This window comes from Microbulbifer sp. SE14 (assembly GCF_059834885.1).
Window position 1 is genome coordinate 13,703 of sequence record NZ_JCBAJA010000005.1, and the last position, 14,124, is coordinate 27,826.

The following is a 14,124-nucleotide window of genomic DNA, read 5'->3' on the forward strand; positions in this document are numbered from 1 at the left end:
GACTAACTATTGAAAATCAGAATTCGTAGCTGAACCCCAACAGGTAGGTCTTGCCGTAGCTCTGGTAGTCGCGAACCTGCAGCGAGTTGTCTCCACTCAGGGTAGTGAACGGTTCGTCGGTCAGGTTCACACCCTGCAGGAATACGGACAGGCCTTCCAGGCCGCTGATGCCTGCGTCGCTGAAGTCGTAACCGATCTGGGCGTCGACAAGAGTCTCACCCACTACGTCAACCTGCACGGTATCGAAGCCGATACCGTAGACTTCTCCCTTGAAGTCGGAGCGCTTGCGCATGCTGGCGCGCGCCGAGAAGCCGTGGTTGTCGTAGTAGAAGGTCAGGGTATCAATCTTGTCGGACAGGCCCGGCAGCTCGTAGTCGTTACCGTTCTGGTCCTCGATGTTTGAGCTGACACCGGTATGGCTGGCCAACAGACCAAAACCGTCCAAGCTCTCGTGGAACATGTTGAACGGCAGCGCAACGGATACTTCGTAGCCCTGCAGGGTGCCGCCACCGCCATTGACCTTACTATAGCGGGTCGCTGTGGTATTAACACCGTCAGGTATTTCCACTGAACTCAGATCCAGTACCTCGGAGAGATCCACCTCGTAGTTGTCGTCGAAGTGCCAGGAATCCAGGTCCTTCCAGAACAGCGCAACGGAGAAGTAACCCTCTTCGCTGAAGTAGTTCTCATAGGAAAGATCTACGCCAATGGCTTCCTTCGGCTCCAGGTAGGGATTGCCCCCGCTGATACTAAAGTTATTGCCATTAGCGTCCTGTGTAGACGAAAACTCGAAGCTTACGGAGGAGTTCATCTCATCCATACGTGCGCGAGAAATGGTCTTGGCGGCACCGAAACGAACTGTCTGCTGTTCATCCAGGGCCAGGGACAAGTTCAGGCTCGGCAGCAGGTGGCCATAGTCGTGCTTGGCATCGGATGCCTCGGCAACCACTTCCCCGTTTTCAATCTTCCCGGCGTGACCTTTGGTGTCTACTTCGGTGTACACGTAGCGCAGACCCGCGTTACCGGTTAGTGCCATACCAGCGACTTCGGTCTCAAAACCGGCCTGAGCAAATGCGGCAGTAACCTGCTCACCGACAGAGTAGGACTTGGTCAGGTGCTTAATATCGGTCAGGGCTTCATCGGTCAGTTCGTAGTAACCGTCCGCCAGCAGAGCCGCGGAGTCATAGGCGATCATGTCACCCATACCGATAAAGTCGAGGGAGACAGAGCCCAGGCGGTACTCCTCCGGCACCTCCAGAGTTCCCGGAAAAGCATTCAAGGTCATGTAGTAACCCTGGGAGCGCTTGCTCTTCTCGCGGTCGCGATAGGAAATACCGTAGCTGATCTCGTTGACGATACCGGCATTGACCATCTGAGTCGCAGCCAGCTTCAGCGAGCTCAGCTCGTCGTCAATCTCCGGCGCATTGATAAAGCCGTCCTGTGCTGTACCCAACAGCGAATCGTCACCGCTGGCATACTTGCTGTTGAGCGCATCACTCCAGCCCCAGGAAAGGGGGCCGCCCAGCTGAATCAGGTCCCAGTCGCTGTAGTCCAATTCGTGGCTGAAGGTAGCTCCGGCATTACCGGAATTGAGGGTGTAACCCAGAGTCTCAGCCACTCCCCCGTTGTCGCCGCGACCGGTACCTGCGTAGCTCTCGAAGCTCCAGATCTCGCGCTCCACCTTAGAGTGGCTGGCATCGAATTCAAATTGCAGGTCGTCATTGACATCATACTCGGCATTGAAGCCGAATGACTGCATCTTGGCGTCGCGGTTTTCCATATCGTTGCGGACAACGACACGCTGGCCGTCGGTGGTGCCGCTAGTGAAAAAGCCATTGGTGGCATCCCCGACGGGCTCGAAGGCCCCCTGGCCCCACGCGAACGGCACTTCGATGCCGCGCAGAATTTTCTCATCGGAGAAATCCACGTACAGGGCGTCGAAGGTGGTGTGCAGCTTTTCTGTGGGCCTGGCCTCTACCACCAGCATGGCGCTGTCACGTTCCAGTACGGAAGAGCGCACGAACGGCTTGGCGCCACCGAGCATGCTAGCTCCGGTGGAGTCATGGGGTATGACTTCTATCACCTCACCAGCATCGTTTTTGATTTCAGTCTTGTCGCTAGTGGTAAAGTTACCATTAGGGTCGACAAAGATTTCTGGGTAACCCCAGGCATTCCAGCGCTCCTCCTGGTTCGGCGAGCTCATGGTGTTGTAGGCAAAGGCCACACCGATGGTGTCGTCGGCGAACTGGTCGATATAGGAAATGGTGGCGCGGTGGCCGGAGTCCTCGCCATCGGGGTTCAGCTTGTCGAAGCTGGTCATCTCGTACTGGGTGTTGATCTTGACCACGCGCTCGCCGCGCTCCAGCGGCTTGACGGTCTGCATGTCGATCACGCCGGCGATGCCCTCGGCCTCGAGATCAGCCGTCGGGGTCTTATAGACGGTGACGCCGCTCATGATCTCGGACGGGTAGAGGTCGAACTCAACGCCGCGGTTGTCGCCGATGGACACCTGTTCGCGGCCGTTGAAGGTAGTGGCGCTCTCGTTCTCACCGAAGCCACGGATGGTGACGCGGCTGGAGCGGCCATCCAAACGCTGGGCGGCCAGGCCCGGCAGGCGGGCGATGGATTCGGCGATGGAGGAATCCGGCAGCTTGCCGATGTCTTCAGCGGAGATGGCCTCGACTACGGCCTTGGCGTCGCGCTTGGTGCCGATGGAGTCCATCACACTCTTGCGAAAACCGGTAACCGTTATCTCTTCGAGTGACGCATCCTGGCTCTCCTGCGCATACACACCAAAAGAAGCAGTCACAGAAGCCGCGATGGCGGCGGACAGCAAAGTGGGTCGAAAGGCCCCTTTACTCTTGTTGGATAGACTCATCATCTTCTCCCAGGTTTTATCGTTATGGTGAGACCTTGCATCCTAGGCCCGCCCCTCATCCATAACATCCTCCCCCGAGGGGGGAGGAGGTGGGAGAATCTGTAACGCCCGCAGAATGGGCGCCTTAAAACACCGTAACTCTTTGTTTTTGCTTAAGTTTTCAATTTCCCGGCTTCAGTCTTCCAGGTGCGCGGCGGCGCCGATCAGGGCCTGGTAGCCGGCGTTGAGGGCGTAGAGGGGGACTGTCTCCATCCACTTCTCCACCCTGCCCTTGTTCAGGAAGCGCTGCTCGAAGTCGCTCTCCGGCAGCAGCTCGGCGATCCGGGGCAGTATACCACCACCGATGAATACGCCACCGCGGGCGCCCAGGTACAGGGCCGCGTCGCCGGCGGCGCTGCCGAGGAAGTTGAGGAAGTCCAGCAGCGTCTCCCGGCACAGGGGGTCCGAGCCGTCCAGGCCGCGGGCGCTGACGTCCGGCGGGGTCAGGTCCTCGGGCTCGCGACCGTTCAGTGCGCACACCGCCCGGTACAGGTTCACCAGGCCGCTGCCGGACAGCACCCACTCGTTGAACACCGGGCACTGCTCGCGCATCAGTATCTGCAGCAGCTGCAACTCGCGTTCGCTGGAGGCGCCCAGGTTGGCGTGACCGCCCTCGCCGGCCAGCACGTGGTAGTGGCCATTGTCGACCCCCAGGCCGGCCACCCCCAGGCCGGTGCCCGGGCCCAGTACCACCATGGCCGCATCCGGTAGCCGCGGTTTGTCCCGCAGGACCTGGTAGTCATCCGCGGTCAGCCGCGGCAGGGACATCGCCAGGGCGGCGAAGTCGTTGATCAGCTCCAGCCGGGGGAAGCCGAACTCCTGCTGCAGGGATTGGGTGGTAATGGTCCAGCCCAGGTTGGTCATATAGACACTGCTGCCACTCGCGGTCTTTTCCAGCGGCCCCGCCGCGGCTATGCAGGCCTTCTGCGGCCGCGGCTGTTCCAGTTCTTCCAGCCAGTGGCGCAGTGCCGCGTCGAAACCGCCAAAGCGTCTGCAGTCCACCACTTTCAGTGATTCCAGCTGGTAGCCACCCGCCACAGGCTTGGCGATGGCGAAGCGGGCATTGGTGCCGCCGATATCCGCTACGATACTTGTCATCTTTATCCCTGTTCCAGACCCCAAAAAACGGCGGTATAAGGTACGGTGTTGGGCAAAATAAAACCAGCCCTATCCCACCGCGATATTTCCCCCACCCTGGTCCCAGGGGAGGACAAGGCGCCACTGCCGTGATCCCGGCGAGTAGGTATCAAAAAAAGGCCGGCGCAGCGGCCGGCCAGGAGAGAGAGGCAAACCCAGGGTTCGCCCGAGAGAAGTCTTACCACCAGGTGGCGTAGAGGGCCGCCAGTACCAGGGTGACCCCCAGCGCAGCCAGGTTGAAGCCCTGGCTGGTGGAGAAGTTGATCTCGCGCAGGGCCACTGCGCCGCCGGCGGCGGTGAGCACCGCCTGGCCGCGCCCCTGCATGAGCGACACCACCACCGCCAGCGCGCTGCAGCACAGGAACACCAGGCCGACCCGGTCGATAAACGGCAGTTCCGGCCACCACAGCTTCAGCGCCAGCGACAGCAGCGCCGAGGCAATGGCGGCGGCCAGCGCGGAGTTGGCGGTGGCGCGGGGCCAGAAGACGCCGAGCACGAAGAGCACCACGATGCCCGGGGTGAAGAAGCCGGTGAACTCCTGGATGTACTGGAAGGCCTGCTCGAACTGGCCCAGCAATGGCTGGGCGCAGAGCATCGCCAGTACCAGGGACACCAGGCTGGCGACCCGGCCCACGGTGACATAGTGACGCTCGCTCTTTTGCGGCTGGTAGCGGGAGTAGATATCCATCGTAAAGATGGTGGCAATGCTGTTGGTCATCGATGCCAGCGACGAGACGATGGCAGCCACCAGCGCCGCGAATACCAGCCCCTTGAAGCCCACCGGCATCAGGTTCATCAGCTCCGGGTAGGCCTGGTCCGGGCGCGACAGGTCCGGGAGCAGCACCGCCGCGGCGATGCCCGGCAACACGACGATGATCGGCATCAGCAGCTTCAGGTAGGCGGCGAAGGCGATGCCCTTCTGGCCCTCCTCCACGCTCTTGGCCGCCAGGGCCCGCTGCACTATGTACTGGTTGAAGCCCCAGTAGGAGAAGTTCATCACCCACATGCCGCCCACCAGCACGGACAGGCCCGGCAGGCTGGCATAGTGGGGGTTGTCCTTCGACAGGATCATGTCGAACTTCTCCGGCGCCAGCCGGGTCAGCTCGGCGAAGCCGGCAATGGGGCCATTGCCGTCCGCGATCAGGTCCAGGGCCAGGTAGGACAGCAGCAGGCCGCCGAACACCAGCAGCACCACCTGGATGATGTCGGTCAGCGCCACCGCCTTGAGGCCGCCGTAGAGGGAGTAGGCCGCGGAGAAGAGACCGAGGAACAGCAGGCCGAACAACAGCTCGACACCGGCGATGGCATTGATCGCCAGTGCCCCCAGCCACAGCACCGCGGTCAGGTTCACGAATGTGTAGACACCCAGCCAGAAGATCGCCAGCACCACCTTCACCCGGTGGTCGTAGCGCTGTTCCAGGAACTGCGGCATGGTGTAGATTTTCTTGCGCACGAACACCGGCAGGAAATATTTGCCTACCAAAATGAGGGTGATGGCCGCCATCCACTCGTAGGAGGCAATCGCCAGGCCTATCGCATAGCCGGAACCGGACATGCCGATGATCTGTTCGGCGGAGATATTGGCCGCAATCAACGAGGCCCCCACCGCCCACCAGGGCAGGCCCTTGCCGGCGAGGAAGTAGTCCTGGGTGTTTTTCTGGTGGCCGGATTTCTCGCGGGAGACCAGATAGCCGATGGTGACCAGAGCGGCCACGTAGACGGCGAAGATCAGAATGTCGATTGCTGCTAACTGCATTTCTCTCACCACGTTTTTATAACTTTGGAAATACTTTAATAACTACTGTCGTCACGCCGGCGTCCAGGGAACCTGCCCCTGGATTCCGGTACCGGATCAAGCCCGGTACAGGCTCTGCGCCGGAATGACGATTCTTGGGGTTTTCATATTTTTACGACGCGGAACCAGTTGATATTCCACCCCCCCTGCACCGCAAAAATCCCCAACTGGTAGCTTCCCGCCGGCAATTCCACCGTGTGCTGTACCGTGGTCCAGTTCTGCCAGCCGCCGGTTACCGGGATATCCACTTCGCCCAGCAATACCTGGCCCGCGTCCTTGTCCAGGGACAGGCGGCCGCCGCTGGATGCGCTGGCCACGCGGTATTCGATGCGGTAGCTGCCGGCCTCGGGAATCTGCACATTGGCATAGGCCATCCAGTCGCCGGCGTCTATCCAGCCCACGTTCAGGCCGCCGCCGCTGTCCGTTGTGGCCTCTGTCTGCACGCCGGCCATGGCCGAGTAGTCCTCGGCCTGGACGGTCAGGTCGAATGCCGGCGGCGGTTGCTGGCTCGAGCCGTTGACCGACATCTGCCCGGCGGGCACGCTGAAGCTGGTGCCGTCGGAGAAGTTGACCGTGCGCGCGCTGCTTCCGAAGTTGTAGGCCAGGTAGGTTTTCCGGCCATTGTTGTCGAACGCCAGCGCTGCCGGGTAGTCCGCGCTCAGCATACCGTCGCCACTGGCCAGGTGACCCAGCTGCTTGTAGGTGTGGATCCAGTGATAGGTGTGCGCCTTGGTCTCGCCCGCCTCCGGCGTATAGTTGAAGTTCATCGTGTTGAAATCGCTCACTGCCGCCTGGCCGTCGGTCATGGCCCAGATATTCCACCATACGTCGCGCCACTGGCCCTCCCCCAGGCCGGAGGGCTTACCGTTGGAGGATTCGCTCATACCCAGGGTCACATAGTCCGACAGGTAGTCCGGGTGCTGGCCTATATGCAGCACCAGCGGGCTGAGCGGCAGCCCCTGGATACCGAGGATATGCGCGTAGGCGCCGCTGAACCAGGTGGAAAACACATGGCCGTTGCCCCAGATGATCGAGGTGGTCATGCGGGTGTAGTCGGGCAGGAAGTTGTCGTAGTCGCCGCCGAGGCCGCGGTAGCGGTCCAGGTTGTTCCAGTACTCCCAGTAGGCGGCGGTGGAGGAGGCGTGCAGGTAGATGCCGCGGTCCACCAGTGCGTCGTTGCCGGTGATCAGGCCGTACAGCACGATTGCGCCGTAGGCGTTGGCGGCTTCCGAGGTAGACTCGTTGTTGTTGCCGAGCACGAAATTGGCGTGGCCGGAGGCCCAGGAGAAGCCGTTGGCCGGATCGAAGTTGCGCAAGTAGGGGAACATGGGATCGTTGCGGCCGCCGGCGTAGTCGCGGATCAGCAGTTCCACCATGGGTCCCCAGGCGGAGGGCGAACACCAGCCGGGATCCACGCGGCAGATCTCCGCCGCCGCGCGCACGAAGTAGCCATAGTGGAAGTGATGGTCGTTCAACTGCTGCTGGGCACCGAAGGACTCGTCGAAGCCAAGCAGGGTGTTCCAGTTTTCGTCGTAGACGAAGTATTTGTTGATATCCAGGGACCCGCTGGTGTTCGCGCGGAACCAGTCTTCCAGCTCCGCCTTCAGCCAGTTGATCAGCTGGTCCGCCTGGGCGCTCATGCCGTTGCTGCGCGCTATGGCCGCCAGCTCCGCCACTTTGCCGTAGTTCTTGCCCGACCAGTAGGTGTCGGTGTGGGGGTTCCAGTTGCCGCCGTCGATAAACTCCTGCACCAGTTGCTGCAGCTGGTTGGAATCGTAGTCGCCGATGCCCTCGGGGAAGTAAGGCAGCAGGCCGACAAACGGCAGCTGGTAACTGAACTGGCTGGTGGCCGCAAACTGCACCACGCCGCGGGCGCTGCGCGCCCTGTAGCCGGACAGCGGCTGGGCGGAGTTTTTCCACTGCAGCGGCATCAGCCCGGCGAGGGTATTTACCGGCGCGCCCTGATGGCGGTACTGGTGGGAGACGGTCACCGAATTGTTGCCGCGGTTGACCGAATAATCGATAAACACCTCGTCCACCGGCTGCTGGGCGTACTGGGCGAAGGTCTGGATGGTGCCGGCGCCCGCGTCCGGCAGCCAGGCAACGGTCAGCGTGCTGCTGCCTGAGACGGTGATCTCGGAGCCGTTGGAATTGTTGAAGTGGGTACTACCGTCGCCGACCGCCAGGAAGTGATTGCGCACGCCGGCCACATCGGTCCACACACCCAGGCTGTTGCCGTCGCTGTGGAACAGGCCCTTCTCCGGACCGTCGGCGGCCTTGGTGCGCAGCACCAGCTGGCCCTGCAGCGCGGCGAAATACACATAGGGCGAGCCGTAGACGAAGGTGGCCTCCATCACCGGCAGCGAGCCGCTGCGCCACTGCACGGCCACCGAGCCGTCGCTGTAGTCCTTCAGGTAGGCCTCCATATTGCCGTAGGCGGAGTTGCCCACGGCTATGCCGTCAAACACCTCGCTGAAGGGATCGGGAATCTGGTAGCTGCTCTCGTTGCCCGAGGTCTGGATACCGGCGGGAATCGACAGTATACGCGCGCCGCGATTGCTGATGCGCGCGGTGACCGGGTCCGGAGTGATGTAGGCCGCGTCCGCGGAGTCGCCCACGGTCATCTCGCCGAGGAAAGACACCGAGCCCCACCAGCGGTGGGTCATGGTGGGCTTTTGACTCGCCGGCGCCACCAGCTGCGGATAGCGCGGCGTCGGCGCGCCGATCGGGTCGCAGGAGCTGACGCCCGGCTCCACCACGCCGGCGTTGTGGATCCAAGTGCCATGATCGATCACGCAGCCGTAGCCGGCCGGGTTGATGGTGTCGCTGATATTGCCGGCGCCGTAGCTGGTAAAGGCCGCCTCGGCCAGGGGCGCGGCCGCAACGCCTGAGAGCGCCGCACCCAGCCAGAAGGTTTTGCTGAGAAGTTTCATCGCTGTGTTCGCCTTGAATTTATTGTTGTCGGGGACTGCTCGGTTTTCGGACTGCTCAGCCGCGCATGATCCCGCTGCGCGACCTCCCCGTCGCCCCACTTTGGCCCTTCCCACAAAGTGGGGCGCGACCCGGGCGTACCACCTTGCCACCGGCAAGCGGGGACCATCGCCATGGCCGCCCCGCCCGAGCGGATTCGGGTATACTCCCCGTTCATAACTCCTATAAAAACCGATGTCCCGGTGCGACGATGAAAGCCTATATCTTCAATATCCACGACGTGGTGCTGCTGATGACTGCGGCCGAGTGCCTGCTGTTGTCGATCTTCCAGCAGGTGCTGCCGATCCGCGAACGCAACTACGGCCTGCTGCTGACCGCCTTCCTGCTGATTGTGGCCACCGCCTCCGCCTGTACCCTGATCCTGTGGAACGACCAGTTCGAGCTGGCGCCACTGTTCGAACAACAAATGCTCCCCTATTTCCTGTTAGGGGCGCTGATGCTGAAGGGCCCGGCCATCTATCTCTACGTATCCGCGCTCACGCAGCAGAACCTGCGGCTGCAGTCGCGCCACGCGCTGCATCTGGTTCCGGCGCTGGCGCTGGCGCTGTGTATTTTTGTATTCGGCCTCAGCAGCGACGACCTGCGCCGCATCGCCATCGACAGCCCGGACTTCCCCGAGCTGGCAGTAAACCTGGTGTGGGACTTGTCCACTGCGGTGCCGCTCGCCTATGCCGTGGCCGCGGTGCTGCTGCTGCACCGCTACCGCGCGGAACTGGAGGACGAGTACTCCCACTTCTCCACCACCGAGCTGCACTGGTTGAATATTCTCACCTACGGCGTGCTGATCAGCTGGGCCTGGACCCTGCTGGTGCACATTCTGGCCAAATACACTTCGGTGGAAACCGCGGACCTGCTCGGTATCGCCGACAATTACGTGACCTTTATCCTGATCAACGCCTTCTTCGCCTACAGCCTGAGCTACGCCCACAAACTGCTGGCCACCCAGCCGCAACAGAGCCGCGAGGCCAGTGAGGAGGAACCGTCCGAGAGCGCCATAAGCAAAGTGCGCCAGGCGATGGAAATGGAAAAACTTTACCTTAAGAAAAACCTGAACCTGGAACAGTTTTCCAATCGCCTCGACATGCCGGCAAAAGAAGTATCGGCGGTGATCAACAAGCACTTTGGCACCAACTTCTTTGAGTTCATCAACTCCTACCGGGTGGAGGAGGCCAAGGCGCTGCTGGCGGATCCGGCCAGGGCGGATATGACGGTGCTGGACGTACTGATGGAATCCGGCTTCAACAGCAAGTCCGCCTTCCACCGCTTCTTCAGCCGGCTGGTGGGCATGTCGCCGACTGAATACCGCAAGCAACAGCAGAAGAAAGAGGCGGCGACCGGCGCGCAATAAACTCTGCAAATAAAAACCCCGCTCACCTCGGGCGAGCGGGGCTGCTTTCCGTCTTTTCCACTAACCGCAGTGAATATCCGCCTCCACATCGGCGGCCACGCGGACACTGTTCACCGAGACATCCATCTCGCCGTCGGTGGACATAAGGAAGGGCGACAGTACCATATCCATCTGCGCACCCTTCTCAGCCAGGCACTGCAGGGCGATGGAGACGGTGCGCCAGCGGCCCGGCTCCGCCTCGCGCAGCAGATCGGTGATCGCCTGCTGTGCCAGACATTCGGTGCCGCAGTCCATGCCGATTACCACCTCGCTGGAGGGGACCTTGTCGATTTTCAGGTCGAATACCAGCGCGCCGCCGGCGTTCAGGTAGCCGCTCAGGTCCGTGCGCCGGTTGGCGAAGAAGCCCACGCTGGCCGGGCCCCTCCCCTCCCACTGCAGGCGGCGGCTGTCCTCCTGTACCTTGCGGTCCACCGCCTGCACGCGGATGCCGGCCGCCTCGGTGATGCTGCTGGTGACGGCCAGGCGATTGTTTTCACTGTCGATCACCTCCAGGCGCCACGGATCCAGCGCCCGCCCCTCGAAGACCCGAAGGGCGCCGGCGATGTCCCGCGCGCGCAGGCCGCTGTCCTCCGGCAGTGCGGCCGCGGCAATGCCCTGCTCGCCGTAGTGCAGGCCGTAGCCGTAGGGGAACTGGGCGCTGTAGTTTTCCGGCGCCCGTCCTCCGCCGGCGACGTTGCGCGGCGCCGGCACGGCGTTTTCCGGCCAGCTGAACGGCAACTTGCCGACGAAATCGTAGTTCACCCCGCCCTCGGCATCGCGGAAAATCACATCGGCCACGCCGGCGCCCTCGGTGCCCGGTTGCCAGATCACCACAAAGGCATCGGAGGCATTGATCTCGCGGTTGACCCACAGCGGGCGCCCGGTGACAAACAGCGATACCACCGGAATCCCCTGTTGCTGCAGCTTTTTCAGCAGCGCCAGGTCCCGCTCGCCCGGGTAGGCGAGATCGGCGATATCCCCCTGCATTTCCGCGTAGGGGTCCTCGCCGAAGACGACGATGGCCACATCGGGCTTTTCCCCGAAGCTGCCGTCTTCACTCAGCAGCGCTTCGCCGCCGGCGGACTCAACCACCTCCGCTATGCCCGCATAGATGGAAGTGGCCCCGGGAAAATCGCTGTTCTGGTTGCCGGTGCCCTGCCAGCTGATACTCCAGCCGCCGGCCTGCTTGCCGATATTGTCGGCGCCGTCACCGGCCACCAGCACGCGCTGGTCGCGCGCCAGCGGCAGCAGCTGCCCCTTGTTTTTCAGCAGCACCAGGGATTCGCGCACCGCCTGGCGGGCCAGGGCGCGGTGTTCCGGCGCGCCGATCACCGACTCGTCGCCGGCCAGCGCGCGCTCGGAGGGCGCCCCCTTGTCGAACAGGCCCGCGCGCAGTTTCACCCGCAGGATGCGGCGCACCGCGTCGTTCAGGCGCTCACTGGAGATGGTGCCGTCCTTCGCCTGGGACAGGGTGTTCGCGTAGAGCTGCTTCCAGTTGGCGTCCGACGCCATGAACATGTCCACGCCGGCGTTGATGGCCTGCGGGCAGCTCAAGTTGCTGCAGCCGCTGACGAACTGGTGGCCGTTCCAGTCGCCGATCACGAAGCCATCGAACCCCAGGCGCCCCTTCAACACATCGGTGAGCAGGTACTCGTGGCCGTGCATTTTTTCGCCCTGCCAGCTGCTGAATGAAGCCATCACGGTCTGCACGCCGGCCTCGATTGCGCTGAAATAGCCCGGTGCGTGGATTTCCAGCAGTTCCCGCTCACTGACATCCGCATCGCCGCGGTCGACGCCGTCGCGGGTGCCGCCGTCGGCGATAAAGTGTTTGGCGGTGGCGATGACGCGTGCGGCGGACAGGAAATCGTCGCCCCGCGGGTCGCCCTGCAGCCCCTCCACCATGGAGCCGCCGTAGCTTTTCACCACCGCCGGATCCTCGGAGTAGGATTCATAGGTGCGGCCCCAGCGGTCGTCGCGGGCCACCGCCAGGGTCGGGGAGAAATTCCAGTCGATACCGGTGGCCGCCACCTCCGCCGCGGTCGCCGCGCCAATCTTGCGTATCAGCTCCGGGTTGCGCGTGGCCCCCAGGGCGATATTGTGCGGAAACAGGGTTGCGCCTATGACATTGTTGTGTCCGTGCACTGCGTCCGTGCCCCAGATGACCGGAATGGCGACGCCGCCGTCGCTGGTGTCCATCGAGGCCCAATAGAAGGCGTCCGCCACGGCGACCCAATCGCCGGCGGCGGAGTGTTTGTTGTTGTTCGGGAAGGCGCCGCCGCCGTTCAGAATGGCCCCAAGGTGATAGTCGCGCACGTCCTGCGGCGTGACGGAGCGCAGCTCCGCCTGGAACAGCTGGCCGACCTTTTCTTCCAGCGACATGCGCGCGAGCAGCGTGTCGATTTTCTTTTCCAACTCGGGGTTCGCGGGCAGGCGGCTTTGCAGCGCCGGCCATTCCAGCCTCGCGCCTTCGGCTGCTGCACCGCCGGTTTTACCCGCGCCGGCCGGCGCGGCCGCCTTGTCCCCGCAGGCACCCAGCCCACCGAAAGCGAGCGCCGCAACGGCACCCAACACCAGTTTCCGTTTCATTCCCAGTGACTCCAGTTATTGTTCTACAAACCATCCGTGTGGTTTGTACCGCCGTGCCCTGTGCGGGTCGTCCCACTTTGGATGGGCGCGGCAATGTGGTGCAGTCCACCTTGTCGCGCCCCTGTTTGCGCAAAATGGGACTCCTTCGTGGAGGCGCAAGTCGCTAACGGGTCACCGTCACATCGGCCGCGGCGGGGGATTGCGGCGGCTTGTGCCCGGGGTTGCCGACAAAGTTGCCATCGGTACTGGCGCAGCCCCTGCCTCTGTCGAAATCCCCGGTGCACTGATAGACCCGCACATAGTCGATCTGGAACTGCTGCGGGAAGGCGCTCTCGTCGATACCGGTGTCGTTGACCCTGCCGGCCCAGTCGCCGCCCACCGCCAGATTGAGTATCAAGTGGAAGGCCCGGTCGAAGGGTGCATGGGGATTTTCCAGCGCCGCGCTTGTGTACCAACCGTCGCTGGTCTGAGTGGCATAGTGGTCGCCGTCCAGGTACCAGCGGATCTCGCCCTCTTCCCACTCGACGGCGTACTGGTGAAAACCGTCTGCCGGACTGCGGCCGTCGGGCAGTCGGTAGGCCTCGCCGGAGTGGACATTGTCGGGCGAGGCACCGCCGTAGTGCAGAGTGCCGTGTATCCTGTCTTCGCCGCCCACTTTCAGGTTGACCGCTTCGAGGATGTCGATTTCACCGGACAGCGGCCAGCCGCCGTAGGCCCAGTCTGTTGGCAGCATCCAGAATGCCGGCCAGGTGCCCTGCCCCCGGGGCAGCTTTGCGCGCATCTCGAAGCGGCCGTATTTCCAGTCGCCGAGGCCCTTGCTGCGCAATCGCGCCGAGGTGTAGGTGCCGCTGCCGCTGGTGTCATCCGGATCGTAAGCCGGGTCGTCATCCATCAGTGCCGGACCCACCGCCTCTTCGCGGATGGCGCGGATATGCAACAGGCCGTCCGCGACCCAAGAATTCCCTTTCGAATCCACATAGCACTGGGCCTCGTTGTTGCCGCCGCCGTAGCAGTTGCGCTCGTGAGTCCATTTGCTGCTGTCGATCCCATCGCCGGAAAACTCGTCCCGCCATACCAGACAGTAGCCGGAGTCCAGCGGTGTTTCGAGGCAGCGCCCGGGAAGCGCCGGTGTTGTCGCGGCGGGGGCGGGGCCTTGCGCCAGCCCGGCGGCGGTACCGCCGCTGGCGGATACCAGCGCGACAATCGCACCGGCGGCAGCCTTGTTCAGGTATTTGCGCACAGGATTTTCCTCCGTCGTCGCTGTTGTGTGTGCACCCTTAAGTATCAGCGGAGGAGGGGGTCCGTCGCCCC

The 14,124-nt window shown here is 62.8% G+C and carries 7 protein-coding genes; 1 reads left to right on the forward strand and 6 read right to left on the reverse strand.

Annotation, left to right across the window (positions count from 1 at the left end):
- Positions 1 to 16: 16 nt before the first annotated feature.
- The 4 genes from AC6R19_RS05125 to AC6R19_RS05140 form a co-directional block, all read right to left on the reverse strand.
- Positions 17 to 2,809, reverse strand: coding sequence for a TonB-dependent receptor (locus AC6R19_RS05125; RefSeq protein ID WP_500578612.1), 2,793 nt, complete (start codon positions 2,807 to 2,809; stop codon positions 17 to 19).
- Between the two features lie 243 nt (positions 2,810 to 3,052).
- Positions 3,053 to 4,015, reverse strand: coding sequence for a glucokinase (gene glk / locus AC6R19_RS05130; RefSeq protein WP_500578613.1), 963 nt, complete (start codon positions 4,013 to 4,015; stop codon positions 3,053 to 3,055).
- Positions 4,016 to 4,232: 217 nt separating this feature from the next.
- The gene (locus tag AC6R19_RS05135; protein WP_500578614.1) at positions 4,233 to 5,810 is read right to left on the reverse strand and encodes a sodium:solute symporter family transporter; all 1,578 of its coding nucleotides are present in this window, start codon (positions 5,808 to 5,810) and stop codon (positions 4,233 to 4,235) included.
- 143 nt (positions 5,811 to 5,953) lie between these two features.
- Complete coding sequence (locus AC6R19_RS05140) at positions 5,954 to 8,782, reverse strand: glycosyl hydrolase (protein ID WP_500578616.1); 2,829 nt, start codon at positions 8,780 to 8,782, stop codon at positions 5,954 to 5,956.
- A 248-nt stretch (positions 8,783 to 9,030) separates the two neighbouring features.
- On the opposite strand from AC6R19_RS05140, the gene AC6R19_RS05145 reads away from it, so the two are divergent.
- Positions 9,031 to 10,188, forward strand: coding sequence for a helix-turn-helix domain-containing protein (locus AC6R19_RS05145; RefSeq protein ID WP_500578617.1), 1,158 nt, complete (start codon positions 9,031 to 9,033; stop codon positions 10,186 to 10,188).
- A 60-nt stretch (positions 10,189 to 10,248) separates the two neighbouring features.
- Here AC6R19_RS05145 and AC6R19_RS05150 read toward each other — a convergent pair whose 3' ends face one another.
- Together AC6R19_RS05150 and AC6R19_RS05155 are read right to left on the reverse strand one after the other, a co-directional pair.
- Entirely contained in the window at positions 10,249 to 12,813 is a 2,565-nt protein-coding gene (locus tag AC6R19_RS05150) for a glycoside hydrolase family 3 protein (RefSeq protein ID WP_500578618.1), read from the reverse strand.
- Positions 12,814 to 12,976: 163 nt separating this feature from the next.
- A complete protein-coding gene (locus tag AC6R19_RS05155; protein ID WP_500578619.1) occupies positions 12,977 to 14,053 on the reverse strand; it encodes a glycoside hydrolase family 16 protein in 1,077 nt (358 codons plus the stop codon).
- Positions 14,054 to 14,124 lie beyond the last annotated feature (71 nt).